This window comes from Mesorhizobium sp. M0910 (assembly GCF_040319465.1).
In the GTDB taxonomy this organism is placed as follows: Bacteria; Pseudomonadota; Alphaproteobacteria; order Rhizobiales; family Rhizobiaceae; genus Mesorhizobium.
This window is the reverse complement of record NZ_JAMYNZ010000005.1, coordinates 65,675-81,858: the sequence shown is the minus strand read 5'-3', so window position 1 is coordinate 81,858 and position 16,184 is coordinate 65,675. Positions and strand designations below refer to the sequence as shown.

20 protein-coding genes and 3 tRNA genes are annotated in these 16,184 nt (G+C 61.6%); 11 read left to right on the top strand and 12 right to left on the bottom strand.

From position 1 onward, the window contains the following. Positions 1-44: 44 nt before the first annotated feature. The 4 genes from NKH78_RS14065 to tuf form a co-directional block, all read right to left on the bottom strand. Positions 45-641 carry a hypothetical protein gene (locus tag NKH78_RS14065; RefSeq protein ID WP_352883117.1) on the bottom strand — a complete coding sequence of 199 codons (597 nt, stop codon included), beginning with the start codon at positions 639-641 and terminating at the stop codon, positions 45-47. 48 nt (positions 642-689) lie between these two features. Further along, positions 690-1,172, bottom strand: coding sequence for a group II truncated hemoglobin (locus NKH78_RS14060; RefSeq protein ID WP_352509926.1), 483 nt, complete (start codon positions 1,170-1,172; stop codon positions 690-692). A gap of 118 nt (positions 1,173-1,290) precedes the next feature. Then, on the bottom strand, positions 1,291-2,982 hold the full coding sequence (locus NKH78_RS14055; protein WP_352741122.1) for a COG3904 family protein: 1,692 nt from the start codon (positions 2,980-2,982) through the stop codon (positions 1,291-1,293). A 158-nt stretch (positions 2,983-3,140) separates the two neighbouring features. After that, on the bottom strand, positions 3,141-4,316 hold the full coding sequence (gene tuf / locus NKH78_RS14050; RefSeq protein WP_254817137.1) for an elongation factor Tu: 1,176 nt from the start codon (positions 4,314-4,316) through the stop codon (positions 3,141-3,143). A gap of 270 nt (positions 4,317-4,586) precedes the next feature. Here tuf and NKH78_RS14045 point away from each other — a divergent pair, with 270 nt between their 5' ends. The 4 genes from NKH78_RS14045 (at position 4,587) to NKH78_RS14030 (ending at position 6,736) form a co-directional block, all read left to right on the top strand. Further along, complete coding sequence (locus NKH78_RS14045; protein WP_352741120.1) at positions 4,587-5,474, top strand: DMT family transporter; 888 nt, start codon at positions 4,587-4,589, stop codon at positions 5,472-5,474. Between the two features lie 43 nt (positions 5,475-5,517). Next, positions 5,518-5,973, top strand: coding sequence for a GFA family protein (locus NKH78_RS14040; protein ID WP_352741118.1), 456 nt, complete (start codon positions 5,518-5,520; stop codon positions 5,971-5,973). Positions 5,974-6,077: 104 nt separating this feature from the next. Then, entirely contained in the window at positions 6,078-6,368 is a 291-nt protein-coding gene (locus NKH78_RS14035) for a peptidoglycan recognition protein family protein (protein WP_352741116.1), read from the top strand. Then, the gene (locus NKH78_RS14030; protein ID WP_352741115.1) at positions 6,365-6,736 is read left to right on the top strand and encodes a hypothetical protein; all 372 of its coding nucleotides are present in this window, start codon (positions 6,365-6,367) and stop codon (positions 6,734-6,736) included. The genes NKH78_RS14035 and NKH78_RS14030 overlap by 4 nt, the downstream gene beginning before the upstream one ends. Before the next feature lie 49 nt (positions 6,737-6,785). On the opposite strand, the gene NKH78_RS14025 is transcribed toward NKH78_RS14030, so the two are convergent. Beyond that, the gene (locus tag NKH78_RS14025; RefSeq protein ID WP_254817133.1) at positions 6,786-7,043 is read right to left on the bottom strand and encodes a GlsB/YeaQ/YmgE family stress response membrane protein; all 258 of its coding nucleotides are present in this window, start codon (positions 7,041-7,043) and stop codon (positions 6,786-6,788) included. 159 nt (positions 7,044-7,202) lie between these two features. On the opposite strand from NKH78_RS14025, the gene NKH78_RS14020 reads away from it, so the two are divergent. Further along, positions 7,203-7,670, top strand: a complete 468-nt coding sequence (locus NKH78_RS14020; RefSeq protein WP_254817132.1) for a YidB family protein — start codon at positions 7,203-7,205, stop codon at positions 7,668-7,670. 175 nt (positions 7,671-7,845) lie between these two features. Here NKH78_RS14020 and NKH78_RS14015 read toward each other — a convergent pair. Then, positions 7,846-7,919: transfer RNA gene (locus tag NKH78_RS14015), tRNA-Gly, on the bottom strand. A 67-nt stretch (positions 7,920-7,986) separates the two neighbouring features. Next, positions 7,987-8,071 (bottom strand) — tRNA-Tyr (locus tag NKH78_RS14010). A gap of 201 nt (positions 8,072-8,272) precedes the next feature. Between NKH78_RS14010 and NKH78_RS14005 the strand changes: the two genes are divergently transcribed. After that, entirely contained in the window at positions 8,273-9,124 is an 852-nt protein-coding gene (locus NKH78_RS14005) for a TrmH family RNA methyltransferase (RefSeq protein WP_352741113.1), read from the top strand. An 84-nt stretch (positions 9,125-9,208) separates the two neighbouring features. Here NKH78_RS14005 and NKH78_RS14000 read toward each other — a convergent pair whose 3' ends face one another. From NKH78_RS14000 to gcl, 3 genes are read right to left on the bottom strand one after another with little or no spacing between them, the layout of a single operon-like run. After that, complete coding sequence (locus tag NKH78_RS14000; protein WP_502899810.1) at positions 9,209-10,123, bottom strand: 2-hydroxy-3-oxopropionate reductase; 915 nt, start codon at positions 10,121-10,123, stop codon at positions 9,209-9,211. 9 nt (positions 10,124-10,132) lie between these two features. Beyond that, entirely contained in the window at positions 10,133-10,924 is a 792-nt protein-coding gene (gene hyi, locus NKH78_RS13995; RefSeq protein WP_352741110.1) for a hydroxypyruvate isomerase, read from the bottom strand. 23 nt (positions 10,925-10,947) lie between these two features. Beyond that, complete coding sequence (gcl, locus tag NKH78_RS13990) at positions 10,948-12,729, bottom strand: glyoxylate carboligase (RefSeq protein ID WP_352741108.1); 1,782 nt, start codon at positions 12,727-12,729, stop codon at positions 10,948-10,950. A 202-nt stretch (positions 12,730-12,931) separates the two neighbouring features. Here gcl and bhcR point away from each other — a divergent pair, with 202 nt between their 5' ends. Further along, positions 12,932-13,789, top strand: a complete 858-nt coding sequence (bhcR, locus tag NKH78_RS13985) for an HTH-type transcriptional regulator BhcR (RefSeq protein WP_352883111.1) — start codon at positions 12,932-12,934, stop codon at positions 13,787-13,789. A 40-nt stretch (positions 13,790-13,829) separates the two neighbouring features. On the opposite strand, the gene NKH78_RS13980 is transcribed toward bhcR, so the two are convergent. Together NKH78_RS13980 and NKH78_RS13975 are read right to left on the bottom strand one after the other, a co-directional pair. Next, positions 13,830-14,186 (bottom strand): hypothetical protein, encoded by a 357-nt coding sequence (locus NKH78_RS13980; protein WP_352477490.1) that lies wholly within the window; start codon positions 14,184-14,186, stop codon positions 13,830-13,832. Positions 14,187-14,626: 440 nt separating this feature from the next. After that, on the bottom strand, positions 14,627-14,794 hold the full coding sequence (locus NKH78_RS13975) for a hypothetical protein (RefSeq protein ID WP_292661863.1): 168 nt from the start codon (positions 14,792-14,794) through the stop codon (positions 14,627-14,629). Positions 14,795-14,953: 159 nt separating this feature from the next. Between NKH78_RS13975 and NKH78_RS13970 the strand changes: the two genes are divergently transcribed. From NKH78_RS13970 to NKH78_RS13955, 4 genes are all read left to right on the top strand, one after another. After that, positions 14,954-15,029: transfer RNA gene (locus NKH78_RS13970), tRNA-Thr, on the top strand. Between the two features lie 153 nt (positions 15,030-15,182). After that, positions 15,183-15,422: a hypothetical protein gene (locus tag NKH78_RS13965; protein ID WP_352705025.1), complete on the top strand. Its 240-nt coding sequence runs from the start codon at positions 15,183-15,185 to the stop codon at positions 15,420-15,422. A gap of 31 nt (positions 15,423-15,453) precedes the next feature. Then, positions 15,454-15,579 carry a hypothetical protein gene (locus NKH78_RS13960; protein ID WP_352705027.1) on the top strand — a complete coding sequence of 42 codons (126 nt, stop codon included), beginning with the start codon at positions 15,454-15,456 and terminating at the stop codon, positions 15,577-15,579. A 147-nt stretch (positions 15,580-15,726) separates the two neighbouring features. Beyond that, the gene (locus NKH78_RS13955) at positions 15,727-16,125 is read left to right on the top strand and encodes a GFA family protein (protein ID WP_352739757.1); all 399 of its coding nucleotides are present in this window, start codon (positions 15,727-15,729) and stop codon (positions 16,123-16,125) included. Positions 16,126-16,184: the final 59 nt, after the last annotated feature.

The window sequence follows — 16,184 nt, the reverse complement described above, 5'->3', positions numbered from 1 at the left end:
AGCTTCCGCGCGCTCTGTAAAGAGCGACGTGCGCTACCCGGCCTTCATCTTCGAAAGTCCAGGCGTCCTCCCGGCCATTTCCCGTCGATCCGTTGATTGCTGACGATCAAGCCGACCCATGGACGCACGATTTTCGGGTCGGTCAGATTGATGTATTTTCCCACCAGCCCTTTCGCACCCTGGCGCTGGGCATCGATGAGCCCCTTGCGCACGCCATTATGCCAATCGAACAGCAGGTAAACCCTCTCTCCCGCCGTCTTCACCTCGCCCCGGCCAGACTTCCATTTATCCTCGGTATCGCCCGGGATCGTGGGATCGGCACCGCCGTTCCAACGGCTGGACCAGCTGCCTTCGATGGTGTCGTTGCGGTCGCGGTCGCTTTCGGTGCCCCAGGCCTCGGCATTTTCATCGCTTGGAGTTCCCTCCAGTTTCACGCCGGCGGCGAACGCCGACACCTCCTCGTCGTCGGGAGTGGGGACGTCCATGACGCCAAACGGATTTCGGATTCCGCGGTCGCTGTCAAAGACGCTGTTTGAATTTTTCTTGCCTTCCGATCTCATCGCAAAGCCTCCGGTTTTCAATGTGGCCGCGCCATTCGACGGCGACTTTAAACCGTTAGCCTGGAGGACCGAGACCTCCATAGCCACCCGTTTTCCTGGCCGGCAGGCTTTCGACCGATTCGCGCGCGGTCAGGTTCCCGAAGGCGGCTTGTAAGGCCCGCCCGGCACCCCCCAACCCCAGGCCGGCATTGGTTCCGTCTCGGGATCGCAGGTCGGGCCCTTGTTGGAATTCATCCTGGCCAGCCGCGATCCCCATTCGACATAGGCCATGAAAGCCGAGCGGAATTCGGGATCGTCAGGCAGCCCGATCTCGTCGGCGGCGTCGGCGAGAAGATTGATCCAGCGCCGGCGCTGCTCCTCGGTCAGATGCTTGCCGAGATGGTGCATCACCATCTCGCGATGGCCGCCATGCTTTTCGCTGTAGGTTTTCGGTCCACCGAAAACTTCGCCGATGAAGGCCGCGACGTGAGCGGGATGGTCCGGCGACATGTGCTTGAACACCGGCCCGACGATGGGATCCCGAGAGACGTTGTCGTAGAAGGTTTGGGTCAGGCGGTTCAGCGCTTCGGTGCCACCGGCCCATTCGAACAATGTCGGGGCATCCTGGCTCATTTGCTATCCCCCTATGCTGGTCTTCGCTGGACGATAGCGGAAATATCGAGCGCCGCTCAACCTGCCTCGATGGCCAGTCGGCCGCGGCTATCATGCCTGTCTTACGATTTGACCGGTCTTACGACTTGACCGGCGTGGTGGCCTGAGCCTTGGCGCCCGAGATCTCGCGGCAGTTCTCCGGCCTTGGCTCCGATCTGCAGATGCCAGGCCCGGTCAATTCGTCCGCGGACCCAGGCCCGGTCGTCAGCCCGACTTTCAGCATCATCTCTGGTTCAAGGTGCCGGTAGCGCGAGTATTGCGCCGATTGCATCGCCGAAAACATGCCGGGTCCAACAGTCATGTCCTCAAGATAGGCCTTGACCTTTTGCTCCTGCCGTACCGAATGCACGCTCAACTGTGCACGCGGGCCGACCAGGCATTTGACACCGCCGGCGAGCATGATCGGACAGGCCGAGCCGCAACCGCCGCCGGCATCGACCGTGAGCCCGTTGTAGACGCCGTCTTCGGCCGTGCAGTCGGCCTGCCGCGGCTCGCAGCCAATGAAATCCGTCCGCGCCACGGCGACGTCGAGCTTGCGTTCGCGGATCAGCCTTCCGGCCGCCAAAGCACCGAGCACGTCACCACCCCGCGAGTTGATGACGATGGGCAGGCGCCGGTCGCCGACGCTATCAAGCAGTTGGCGCAATTTTTCGGCCGTGTCAGCGGTAATCGTGCCTTCGGCCGAGATCCATTCCGGGCAATTGGGATTGCATAGCGGGTTGCTGCCGCGGACCAGGACGAAGCGCATGTCAGCGACCTCCTTCGCCGGCGGGGTTTCGAGCCCCAGAGGTGCAGGCTCGGCGCTCGCCACCACTTGCCCGGCCGGCTTCGCGATATTCGCCGGCGCCGGCACTTCCCTGCAACTCGCCGGCAACGGATCGGATTTGCACAGGGTTGGCGCGGTCAGCAGGTCGACGGCATCCAGACTGGTGACGAGATTCATTTGCAGCATATCGTGGGGAATCAGTTGCTGGATGCCGCTGGCCGGCGTGCTTTTCATGGTCTCAAGCACGCCCAGGCCGACGCCCATCTCCTTCAGATAGGCCGCCAGCTTCCGCTCCAGCGGTTTGTTCATTTCGTAGGTCTTGTAGCTGCCCGCGTTCTTCCGGCTGACGACCCTGGTACTGAGTATCTTCCTCTTGCCTTTCACCATGCGGTAGGTGGTGCGGTACAGCAATTTCGTCCGGACATAGGTCGTGGTGATCTGATGGACGCCGAGAAAGGCCCACTCCCCGACCACGCGCCGGATGCCACCGGAAAACATCAACGGGCAGGCGGAATTGCAGATGGCGCCGTTGCCATAGGCATCGCCGAAATAACGGGCGCCCTTGCCGTCGTTTTCCTTGCAGTTCTTCATATCTGGCAGGCAGCCGGCGAAGCGGGTTTTGCCGACGGCGATATCGAGCTTGTTCTTGCGGATCAGGCGACCAAGTGTCAGCGCCGCTTCGACATTGCCGCCAGGGGAATCGACGACGATCGGCAGCTTTCGGGCGCCAAGCGCCTTAAGCGTGCGCTTGAAAAGGGCCGGCGTGCCGGCTTCAATCGAGCCTTCCGCCGATATCCATTCCGGACAGGTCGGCTCGCAGCCCGGCGCGCTGCTGCGGACGACGACGAACCGCATCGTCGGGCCGAAATCCGGCGTGGATTTTTCCGGCGTGGATTTCTTTGCATCCGCTGCGAAGGCAGCGTGGCCCATGGCAAGCAACGACACCAGGCAGATCAGCCCTAGCGACCACCATGCCTGACTATGCAAACGGCGCCATGGAACCATTTGGGCAGCCCCCTCGATGCAACCTATACTAGTTATGGCAGAGGCGCTTGCAACAGGATTTAAGGCAATGCGGTTAATCCATTGCCGGAATATCAGAATCAAAAGGGCGGCCCGAAGACCGCCCTTTCGCATCCGATCTCAACCGGCAGCGCCGACGATTACTCTTTGATGGTGACGACGATGCCGGCACCGACGGTACGGCCGCCTTCACGGATGGCGAAGCGCAGCTTCTCTTCCATGGCGATCGGCACGATCAGCTCGACATCGACGGTGATGTTGTCGCCCGGCATCACCATCTCGGTGCCTTCCGGCAGCGACACGATGCCGGTCACGTCCGTCGTGCGGAAGTAGAACTGCGGACGGTAGTTGGTGAAGAACGGCGTATGGCGGCCGCCCTCGTCCTTGGTCAGGATGTAGGCTTCGGCAACGAACTTCTTGTGCGGCTTGACGGTGCCGGGCTTGGCCAGGACCTGGCCGCGCTCGACGCCTTCACGGTCGACACCGCGCAACAGCGCGCCGATGTTGTCGCCCGCCTGACCCTGGTCGAGCAGCTTGCGGAACATCTCGACGCCCGTGCAGGTCGTCTTGGTGGTCGGACGGATGCCGACGATCTCCAGCTCCTCGCCGACCTTGACGACGCCGCGCTCGACGCGGCCGGTCACCACCGTGCCACGGCCCGAGATCGAGAACACGTCCTCGATCGGCATCAGGAACGGCTTGTCGAGCGGACGAACCGGCGTCGGTATATAGGCATCGACCGCAGCCATCAGTTCGCGGATGGCGTCCTCGCCGATCTTCTTGTCGCTGTCTTCAAGTGCGGCAAGCGCCGAACCCTTGACGATCGGAATGTCGTCGCCGGGGAACTCGTTCTTGGTCAGAAGCTCACGCACCTCGAGCTCGACCAGCTCGAGCAGCTCGGCGTCGTCGACCTGGTCGACCTTGTTCAAGAACACCACGATCGAGGGCACGCCGACCTGGCGGGCGAGCAGGATGTGCTCGCGGGTCTGCGGCATCGGGCCGTCGGCGGCCGACACCACCAGGATCGCGCCGTCCATCTGCGCGGCACCGGTGATCATGTTCTTCACATAGTCGGCGTGGCCGGGGCAATCGACATGGGCATAGTGGCGGTTGGCGGTCTCGTATTCGACATGCGCCGTCGAAATGGTGATGCCGCGCGCCTTCTCTTCGGGCGCCGCATCGATCTGGTCATAGCGCTTGTATTCGCCAAAATACTTGGTGATCGCCGCCGTCAGCGACGTCTTGCCATGGTCGACGTGACCAATCGTGCCAATGTTCACATGAGGCTTAGTGCGCTCGAATTTACCTTTTGCCATAGTCTCTTTCCTTGGACGGCCTGGGACGGCCTGGACCTTCAGTTCAGTCGAATGCGGGGCGATTAGCGACTAAGGCCGAAAAACACAAGTGCCTTGTCGCCGAGCGCGCTCGCCCGCCCGAACGCGTGATCCGGTTTCGGAGAATGTGGCGCGGATATAGGAACGAACAAGGGCAAATGGAATGGTTACGGCGGCGGCTGACGGCTTTGACGGATTTACAGACGGATCTGGCCCATTGCCGCTTTGGCGCCGGTCTGATTTCGTGGGCCGATGCATTTCATCCCGACTGCCATACGAGGCCCGCTGTTCATGGTCGTTTCGACCGGGTCCTACATCGTCAACGATACGATGATGAAGCTCGCAACCGCGGGACTGCCGCCCTATGAGGTGCTGTTCCTGCGCGGCGCGGCGGCAACGTTGTGGGGCATTCCGCTGCTGTTCGTGCTGGGCTATGGCAAGCACATCCCGCTAATCCTCGACGCCAAGGTTTTGCGTAGGAACCTGCTCGAACTGGGTGCGATCCTTTGCTACGTGGTGGCGCTCGCCAACATGCAGATCGCCGATTCCACCGCGCTCGGACAGATCACGCCCTTGCTGATGCTGGTCGGCTCCTCGATGCTGTTTGGCGAACGGATCGGCGGGGTTCGCCTGGCGCTGATCGGGCTCGGCTTTGTCGGCGCGGTGATGGTGGCACAACCGACGATGCAGGGGATTTCGGTTTACGCCCTGCTGGCGCTCGGCAATGCAGCCCTGTCCGCGGCGCGCGATCTGGCCGGGCGCAAGGTCGCTGCCGACGTGCCGGGAATGGTCGTGGCTATTTCCGCGGTGATTGTGGTGCTGGCCGGCGCCGGCGTTGCGCATCTGGTTTCCGAGCGCTGGGTGGTGCCTGAAACCCGTCACCTGCTGCTGATGGGCGGCGCCGGACTGTTCCTGATCTTCGGCCACTTCTTCATCTTCATGGCCTATCGCGTCGGGCCGACCAGCGTGGTGGCGCCGTTCTACTATTGCTTTACCGTCTGGGCGGTGATTTCAGGCCTGGTGGTTTTCCGGCAGCTCCCGAATGCGCTGGCCATCTGCGGTATCCTGCTGGTGGTGGCCAGCGGGTTGACCATCGTCTCGCTCGACGAGCGCAAGCGCCGGTTAACCGTAGTCGCCTAGAGCTGGAGAGGGTGTAGGGACGATCGCCTGAGTGGAGAAGCGTATGGCAAGCCCGGAGAACGGAAACAACCAGAATGCAAGCAACCGCATGCTCGCCGGAAAATGCCTGTGCGGCGCCGTTCAGTACGCGGTGGCGGACGCGTTCGTCTATGCCGCGAACTGCCACTGCTCGAACTGCCGGCGTACCACCGGTTCGGCCTTCAAGCCGTTCGCCGGCATCGAGCGGGACAGGCTGAGCCTGACGAGGGGCGAGGACAATCTCACGATCTTCGGCGACGAAACCGGCCATGACGCGCACTGCAAGACTTGCGGCTCGTTGCTCTATTCGGTGGTCCGCGACGGTGCCTTCGTGCATGTCGCCATGGGAAGCCTCGTCGACGAGCCAACCATCCGCCCGACGCAGCACATCTTCGTCGGCTCCAAGGCGAAGTGGTTCACGATCACTGACGATCTGCCGCAATACAGAGAACACGCGGTCGCCGAAGATGCCGGCGAATAGCTGACCGTTAGAAACGCTCAACCAAACTATCGTTTCGTTTTCGCGTCCGCCGCCAAGGAAATTATACTGTGCTGCGTCACTGAACTTATGTCGCGGAGATTTCTGTGGCATTGCCGCCCGACTGGTTGCCCAATGTTGCGATGAAGCGCGTCGTTTGCCATTGGACGGCAGGCTCGCATTCGGCCGGCGATACCGATAGGGATGCGTATCACATACTGGTCGAGGGGAATGGCCGTTTGGTCAGGGGCCGGCCTTCGATCGCGCTCAATTCGGGTCGGGTAAAACCGGGATATGCCGCGCACACGCTCAACTGCAATGGCGGCTCGATCGGGGTTTCGCTCTGCTGCATGGCCGGGGCGGAGGAAGGCCGTTCGATGCCGGCCGCTATCCGATGACCAAGGCGCAGTGGAACGCGATGACCGCGGTTGTCGCCGAACTCTGCAAATATTGCCGCATCAAGGTCACGCCCAAAACGGTGCTGTCGCATGCAGAAGTCGAGAGCAATCTCGGCATCGAGCAGCGCGGAAAATGGGATTTTACCCGGCTGCCCTTCGATCCGACGATCAGCGGCGCAAGCGCCTGTGGCGAGCGGCTGCGTCGCGATGTGACGGCGGCAATGGGCGCGATGCCCAATCTGCCGGTGAGGATTGGGCGCGATGCCGTATGGCAGCGATTGCTGGAGGAACTATGGCCGATCATGGTGAGAGGGCTGGAAGCCGGCCTCAACACGCTGATCCGCCAGATCCTCAAAAGGGTTAGATAGGCGCTCGGCATTCGGGTGAATGCCGACGCAACTGCCGGTCTGCCCGTTTCTAAAGAGCCCGCCTGCCGGTAAACTGGTGATAAGCCCACAGGACAACTATCGCGCCTATCACGGCCACTATCAGACTATAGATGTTCAGCCCCGTAACGCCCGACGCACCAAAGGCGCTGAAGATCAGTCCGCCGACGATGGCGCCGACGATCCCAAGCACGATATCGAGCACCAGGCCCTGCCCGCTTTTATTGACGATCTTGCTGCCTATGAAGCCGGCGATGACGCCGAGAATAATCCAGCTTAATATTGACATTTTTCCTCTCCGTTCCCCGCACCGGATTACTTCCACATTATTAAGCAAAGCTCAAGCCAACTTGAAAATCATGATTACGGAAAGCTCAAACTGGCTTGAAATTCGCCATGAATGCGTCATTGTCGGAGACGGGCGGGCAATTTGACATGGAGATCCACAATGGGACTGTTTGACAATGCCGTTCCCGGCGGCAACGTCGCCAAGCCGCTGATGATCGCGCTCGGCGCACTTTTGGTGGGAAAAATGCTGAGCAGTGGAAGTTCCGCCCAGCCGGAGGCAGCGCAGAGCCCTGCCCCCGTCCCGCCTGATACAACCGCATCCGCCGACGGCGGACTGCTTGGCGGTCTGGGCGGCCTGCTCGACAAACTGAAGGACGCCGGCCACGGCAACGTCGCCAATTCGTGGGTCGGCACCGGTCAGAACCAGCCGATCAACCCCAACGATCTGGGCAGCGCTCTCGGGCCGCAAATCATTCAGGAGATCGCGCAAAGGACGGGCCTGAATCAGCAGGAATTGCTCCAGCAATTGTCCGCGGCCTTGCCGGGACTTGTCGACCAGCTGACGCCGAACGGGCAAGTGCCGCAGCAGAACCAGCTCGCCTCCATTTTCAGCAAATTCGCGAGCTGACGCCTGTCGCCCAACGCCGCCTGCGGTTCGGGACAACGATATGCGTAAAACACAGATTAAGATGCGCGTCCTTCTGGACGCGCATTGAACGCTCTGAACTATCGGCAACGCGCTTCGCTTGGCGCTGCCTGCTTCGGGATCGTGCGCGAGGTGCGCCGTGGCCTTGGGGAAAATCTGGAGCGGGTAGCGGGAATCGAACCCGCATATTCAGCTTGGAAGGCTGCTGCTCTACCACTGAGCTATACCCGCGCCTTTCAGTCAAGCATCGGATCCGCTCCGACGCTCGCGCTGCGTTTCAGGGCTTCCGGGCCGGCAGTGGTGGAGAGGGTTGGATTTGAACCAACGTAGGCATAGCCAACGGATTTACAGTCCGTCCCCTTTAACCACTCGGGCACCTCTCCAGTCTACCGCCGGAGCCATGCAACGAGGCATCGACGCGTCGCGGCCGCCAAAGCAGCCTTTCCGCGCAGCGCCTTATGGCGGGAGCGTCCAAAACTGTCAACCGCAACAGCCCGGCAAAAAGCGCTGAATTTCACACCTCGCCCGACAAGCAGCTTGTGCGGCTGTATCCATGACCGGACGACACGGCTATAGAACCGGCCATGAGCAACGACAACAAGCCCAAGACCCCTAAAGACACCCACTACGCCAAGCTGCGCCGTGCGCATCGCGACGAGAAGAGCGGCGGCGCGCCGGCGTTCAGGCCGCGCCAGCCGGTGCCGCCCGGCGAGAACCCGGCGGATGGGCTGGTGCGGCTCTACGGGCTGCACACGGTGCGGGCGGCGCTCGACAATCCGCGCCGCAAGATCAAAAAAATGCTGGTGACGCGCAACGCTGCCGAGCGGCTGGCAATCGCCGATCTTGCCGCTTTGCCCTTCAAGGCGGAACTGGTCGAGCCGAAGGACATCGACAAGGTCAGCGGCTCGGATGCCGTGCATCAGGGCGTGCTGATCGAGGCCGAGCCGCTAAAACCCAAGCGCCTCGATGCGCTTGGCGACACCAGGCTGGTGCTGGTGCTCGATCAGATCACCGATCCGCACAATGTCGGCGCGATCCTGCGCTCGGCGGTCGCTTTCGGCGCCGGCGCGCTGATCACCACGGCGCGCCACAGCCCACAGGAATCCGGCGTGCTGGCGAAGTCGGCTTCCGGCGCGCTGGAGCACATCGATCAGATCGAGGTGAAGAACCTCGCCGACGCACTCGGCCAACTGCACGAGGCCGGGTTTCAGACGATAGGGCTGGATTCGGACGGTCCGGCGGAGCTCGAAAAGAGTTTTTCGGGAGAAAAGATCGCATTGGTGCTTGGCGCCGAGGGCAAAGGCCTGCGCCAGAAAACGCGCGAAACGGTGGCGACGCTCGCCCGGCTAGACATGCCCGGCGCCATCCGCTCGCTCAACGTGTCGAATGCGGCGGCGGTGAGCCTTTATGCGGCAAGGAAATTTTTGAAAGAGTGAATGGTGAGACTGCACGTAGGTCGTGACCAAACTCATTACCAACTACTCACTGCTACTTACTATTTACTGCTCACTACTCACTATTCACCCCACTTCACATCCCGCCATCCGCTCCAGCGCCCTGACCAGCGCCGAGTGATCTTCTTTGGCCCCGCCATTCGCCGCGCAGGAGTTGAACAGTTGCTGTGTCGTCGAGGTGTTGGGCAGCGCGACGCCGAGCGCCTTGGCGCCTTCGAGAGCGAGATTAAGATCCTTCTGGTGCAGTTCGATGCGGAAGCCGGGCGCGAAGCTGCGCTTTATCATGCGCTCGCCATGCACTTCGAGGATGCGCGAGGCGGCCAATCCGCCCATCAGCGCTTGCCTGACCTTGGCCGGATCGGCGCCGGCTTTTGAAGCAAAGACAAGCGCTTCGGCGACGGCCTCGATGGTCAGGGCGACGACGATCTGATTGGCGACTTTGGTTGTCTGGCCGACGCCGTTCGGTCCGACCAGCGTGATGTTCTTGCCCATCTTTTCGAACACCGGCCTGGCGCGTTCGAAGGCCCTTTCCTCGCCGCCGACCATGATGGTCAGCGACGCCGCCTTGGCACCGACCTCGCCGCCCGACACCGGCGCATCGAGGTAATCGCAGCCGAGATCGTTGATCTTTTTTGTGAATTCCTTGGTCTCGATCGGCGAGATCGAGCTCATGTCGATGACCAGCTTGCCCCTTGTCAGCCCGGACGCGACGCCGTTTTCGCCGAACAGCACATCGGCGACCTGCGGCGTATCCGGCACCATGGTGATGATGATGTCGGCCATTTTCGCGACGGCGCTGTGGCCAGAGACGGTCTTCAGACCCCTGGCGACGAGATCGGCCGGCGGCTTCGAGCGATGATCGCTGGCGACGACGGTGTAGCCGGCGTCGAGCAGATGCCCCGCCATCGGCGCACCCATGATGCCGAGGCCGATAAAGCCGATGGTTTCCATGTCTTTCTCCGTTTTTTGTAAGGCGGCGATGCGTAGCGTCTATGCCGCCGCCTGCCCGGCCAACTCCCGAAGCCATCCCAGTCCGGCTTCCGTCCCACCCTTCGGCTTGTATTCCGCGCCAACCCAGCCGGAATAGCCGATGCGGTCGATGTGGCTGTACAGGAAGTGAAAATTGATCTCGCCCGTCCCCGGCTCATGACGGCCGGGATTGTCCGCAAGCTGGATATGCGCGATGCGGTCGAGGTTTGCCTCGATGGTACGGGCGAGATCCCCCTCCATGATCTGCATGTGATAGATGTCGTATTGCAGGAACAGGTTCTTCGAGCCGACGCGGTCGATCAGCGCCAGGGCCTGATCCGAGTAATTCAGGAAGAAGCCCGGAATGTCGCGGGTGTTGATCGGCTCGATCAGCAGCCTGATGCCGGCCTGCTCCAGCTTTTCCGCCGCGAAAGCCAGGTTTTCGGTGAACACGTCTTCCAGCACGGAGCGATCGACGCTCTGCGGCGCGATGCCGGCGAGGCAATTGACCTGCTCGCAGCCCAGGGCGTGCGCATAGGTGACGACCTTGGCAATACCTTGCCGGAACTCCGGGATGCGGTCCGGCAGGATCGCAATGCCGCGCTCGCCCTTGGCCCAGTCGCCGGCAGGCAGGTTGAACAGGACCTGCGTCAACCCGTTCTTCTTCAACCTGGCCGCGACGACATCCGGCGCATGGTCATAGGGACCGATATACTCGACGCCCTTGAAGCCGGCGCGGGCAGCGGCATCGAAGCGGTCGAGAAAGTCATGCTCGCCAAAGAGCATCGAAAGATTGGCTGAAAACCGTGGCATGGCAGTAGTTCCTCATATGCGGCTTAATCGAGCATGACGATCGCCGTGGGGGCATCTTCATTGCGCTCGGCAAGCTCCTCGAATTCGGTGATCTTGTCGATTTCGGTGCCCATCGAAACGTTGGTGACGCGCTCGAGGATGAATTCGAGCACCACCGGAACCTGGTGCTCGTCCATCAGGCGCTTTGCCTCTTCGAAGACACCGGCGAATTCCTCCGGCCGGCGCACCCTGACTGCCTTGCAGCCCATCGCCTCGGCAACGGCGACGTGGTCGACGCCATAGCCAGCTTCGGCATCGCCCTGTCGATTAACGTTCTCGAAGGCCAGGCTGACTTCGAAATCCATCGAAAAGCCGCGCTGCGCCTGGCGGATCAGCCCGAGATAGGCGTTGTTCACCACGACATGGATGTAGGGCAATCTGTGCTGCGCGCCGGCCGCCAGTTCCTCGATCATGAACTGGAAATCATAGTCGCCGGACAATGCCACAATGGTGCGGTCCGGATCGGCGGCGCGAACGCCGAGCGCTGCCGGCAATGTCCAGCCGAGCGGCCCGGCCTGGCCGCAATTGATCCAGTTGCGCGGCTTATAGACATGCAGGAATTGTGCCCCGGCGATCTGCGACAGGCCGATCGTGGTGACATAGGTGGTGTCGCGGCCGAACGCCCTGTTCATCTCCTCATAGACGCGCTGCGGCTTCAGCGGCACCTGGTCGAAATGGGTCTTGCGCTTCATCGTCTTCTTGCGCTGCCGGCATTCGCCGGCCCAGCCCGACCAGTCGCGCAATTTCCCGGCGGTCCTCCATTCGGTGGCGACGTCGAGCAGCATTTTAAGCGCCGCACCGGCATCCGAGACGACGCCAAGGTCCGGTGCGAAGACGCGGCCGATCTGCGTCGGCTCGATATCGACGTGGATGAACTTCTTGCCCTTGGTGTAGACATCGACCGAACCGGTGTGGCGGTTGGCCCAGCGGTTGCCGATGCCGAAAACGAAATCGGCCTCGAGCATCGTCGCATTGCCGTAGCGATGCGAGGTCTGCAGTCCGCACATGCCGGCCATCAGGCGGTGGTCGTCGGGGATCGCGCCCCAGCCCATCAGCGTCGGAATGACAGGCACGCCGGTGACTTCGGCGAATTCTATCAACAGGTCCGACGCATCGGCGTTGATAATGCCGCCGCCGGCGACGATCACAGGCTTTTCCGCCGCGTCGAGCATCGTCAGCGCCTTCTCCGCCTGAGCGCGCGACATTGCCGGCTTGAACGGCACCAGCGGCTCGTAGGCATCGATATCGAACTCGATCTCCGCCAGTTGCACATCGACCGGCAGGTCGACCAGCACCGGCCCCGGCCGCGACGAGCGCATCAGATGGAACGCCTTCTGCAGCGCCATCGGCACCAGATAGGGCTCCATGACGGTAACAGCCCATTTGGCGACGGGTGCGGCGATCGCGGCGATGTCGACGGCTTGAAAATCCTCCTTGTTGAGACGTGCCCGCGGCGCCTGCCCGGTGATGCAGAGGATGGGAATAGAATCGGCGGCGGCCGAATAGAGGCCGGTGATCATGTCGGTGCCGGCCGGACCCGAAGTGCCGATGCACAGACCGATATTGCCCGATCTGGCGCGGGTAAACCCTTCGGCCATATGCGAGGCCGCCTCGACGTGCCGCGCAAGGATGTGGCGGATGCTGCCCCTTGCCTTCAGCGCCGAATAAAGCGGGTTGATCGCCGCACCCGGCACGCCGAAGGCACAGGAGATGCCTTCCTTTTCAAGAACGAGAACGGCTGCGTCGACTGCGCGCATCTTGGCCATGTCAGCCTCCACGGAATTGTTGATGGCTGATGATGCCAGTGCGTCGATTATTTTTCAATTTTTTCAGAATATTTTTTCATTTCCAGGGAACGGCTCTTGCTGCTTGAATTGATTGGCCTCCCTGTTTTCCATAAATTCGCTTCGCCGGCCGGTGAAAAACTTTTTCATTGCTTGTTGGGCGAACAGAGCGAAGAATGGCCCGATGGAAACCACCGAAAAACGCCAGCGCGGCCGGCCGCGCGCTTTCAACGGGCCGTCCGAGGCGGCCTCGGTGCAGTCGCTGGACCGGGCGCTGCGCATCCTGGCAATCGTCGCCGATGGCAGCGGCCTGTCGTTGAGCGAGATCGCCGCCAGTTCCGGCCTGCCGGCATCCACCGCCTACCGCATGCTGACGACGCTGGAGAACCATGGCATGGTCGAGTTCGAAGGCACCGACCAGCTGTGGTCGATCGGCGTCGAGACCTATCGCATGGGCGCAGCGTTCCTGCGCCGCCGTAAGCTGGTCGACCGCGCCCGCATCGTCATGCAGGAATTGATGGAGAAGACCGGCGAGACCGCCAATCTCGGCGTCGCCGAGGACGATTGCGTCGTCTTCGTCAGCCAGGTCGAGACGCACCAGGCGATCCGCGCCTTCTTCCGGCCGGGCACGCGCAGTTCCTTCCATGCCTCGGGCATCGGCAAGGCGGTGCTGGCGCATCTCGAGCCGGAACGGGTAGCCACCATACTGCGCCGGGCCGGGCTGGAGCGCTTCACCGAAAACACGTTGTCCGACATCTCGGCGCTCGCCCGCGATCTGGTGACGATCAAGCTGCGCGGCTGGTCGGTCGATGACGAGGAGCGGCATCCAGGTATGCGCTGTGTCGCCGCCGCCATCTTCAACGAATTCGGCGAACCGATCGGCGGCGTCTCGGTCTCCGGGCCGACGGTACGGGTCACACCGGAGCGGCTGGCCGAAATCGGCCCGCTGGTGCGCGATGCAGCAGCGCAGGTGACGAGGATGATCGGCGGCCTGCCGACCCCTCCCGGCCTTGGCAGCGAACCGAGCGCATGGCAGCGCTGACCAGCGCCGAATGGTGCGACATCTGCCAGGATGGCCAGAGCTAGCCCCCGGGCACCGCGCTCTTGGTCGATAGGTCGTAGAAATCAAGCAGCATCGCCAGCCCAACTCCGCAGGCGGTGAAGATGAGGCCGGCAATGAAGATACGATTGGCGCGTTCATAAACGCGCCGTTGTAGAGACGTTATGTCGAGCAGCAACCGCAGCGCTCGTATCTGCAGGGCAATGCCGATCAAAATCGGCACGACGGCGGCCAGGTGATAGATTTCCCATGGTATCGGGTTGGCGGCCCAATGCGTGATGAAGCCCAGCGAGAACGCCAGCAGGATGCCGACGGTGGTGATTGTGCCGTTGCGGAAAACCGTCTCGATCGGCTCTTCGTTCGGATCGTGCTCGCCCAAGCGCCCTCTCTCCCTGTTTCGGCTCGGCAGTAGATTAGGCTGTCGGGAAATCCCTGTACATCGGCAAGAGTGTTGGCGAATGCTGAAGCGGCATCCGATCTCGCCTTAAGCGATGTTCGACAGGACAGAGAGGCTGACGGAGCGCGACTTTATTCCAGCTTGGGTTCCTCGCCCACGGAAGTGGGGAGAGGTGGCGCGGCGAAGCCGCGACGAAGAGTGGACCGCGCCCTACGAAGGCTCCTTTCCGGCCGCTTCGCGGCCACCTCTCCCCGCTTCGGCGGGCGAGGAACCCAGGTCCTAAGAGGTTCGGAGGAACAACCCCTCTGCCCTGCCACTCAGACACGCAGAAAAAGGGGGCAGTCGGGTGCCAGTCTGATACTGTCAGCCGCGACCACGAACGGTCGCGCTGGTCGACAATCCACCGGAACAATCGGCAGGCCTCAGCCCATGCCGGTGATATGGCGAAGCCAGAACGCGAGCGCGATGAAGCCGATGATGGTGGTGACGCCTGTCCAGTCGATATTGGCGCGCTTCAGGTCCTTGACGAGTTTCACCAGGAGAACCCAGGCCACGACGACGAGCGGGAGAATGATGACAAACCTGATCATGCGACTGCCTCGCTGATGCGATTGCACCTTGCATCAATATAGGGAGCGAATTGGCCGTTTTCAGGACGCCCTGGGCGGCAGAACCGGCGCGGTCGCCGGGAACCGAAAAACGGAGTTTTGTCTTTACTGGCGCAGCAAATATGCTAACCGGAGCGCCGTGCCCTTGTAGCTCAGCTGGTAGAGCAGCGGTTTTGTAAACCGAAGGTCGGCGGTTCGATCCCGTCCGGGGGCACCAGCACGGGCTTCTTGAGACCTCCGGGGCGCTTGATATCTGCTCATCCCCGATATCCACAGGCCGGGGCCGTCGGGATCGGTAGCACATCAGCTTCAACGCATATATTCCCTAGCGGAAACCATAGTTCCCTAGCGGAAAACCTAGGAGTCTTCGTTGGAGCAGAAACGCACGACCGCCCCCTTCGTCAGCGGCATGTTTGGTGGCGTTGTCGTCTTCGCCTTGGCGTTCGGCTGCCGTTTCCTGGTAAGTCCCGATCCTGACCCTGCATCACGAGCAACGACAAGCCTGTCAGTCCTGGCCTTCGCCATTTGCTTCGGCGCGGCATTCCTTCGCGAGCATCGGCGCCAGATTGCCGCCGCCAGAGAATTCTTAAGCCGCCCAAGATCGTATTAGGCTGCGGACTCATAAGCGAAGCGACGATCTGATGATCGCCAAGGCCATGCTCGACAAGAAGGCGCCGCTGGCACTTTCATCGGTATTGACGGGCTTTGGCGCCAGCGGCCTGGCGGAGAAACTCTACGAACATTTCAATATGTCGCAAAGGCGATAGTGAAGGCAGCTTGGAGGCAACGCCTCGCGCAGGCGAGGACAATCGCCAGCGCCGAATGTCGGAATTGGGCGCCAGCTCGACGCATTTCATGGCGCCTCCCTCACGCCCAGGCATGAAGCTGTCCTTGTTGGCTCAAGGAGAATTTGCATGCGCGGTCATTGCTTATGTGGCGCTATTGCCTTTGCAGTCGATGGCCCGGCACAGGCCTGCGTGGTCTGTCATTGTGAAAGTTGTCGGCGGCAATGTTCTGCGCCGATGACCACCTATATTGGCGTCTTGAACGGCCAATGGCGATGGCTGGGCAAGCTACCGAAGGTATTCAACTCTTCTCCCGGTGTGGAAAGAACATTTTGCGATCACTGTGGCACGCCGCTGTCCTTCCGCTCAAAGAACATGTCTGATGTCATGCATTTTTTTGCGGCGGCGATGGAGGAGCCAGAAAAATTTGCACCTACGCTGCATGTCGCTTTTGAGGAGAAGCTCCCTTGGTTGAAATTCGCCGACAACCTGCCGACCCGTTTTGGGCCTGACTATACGAAAGATTAGGACGGTACGTACCGGAAGCGTCGGGATCGCCAGAAAGTTCCCGTGAAATTGCCGGCTTA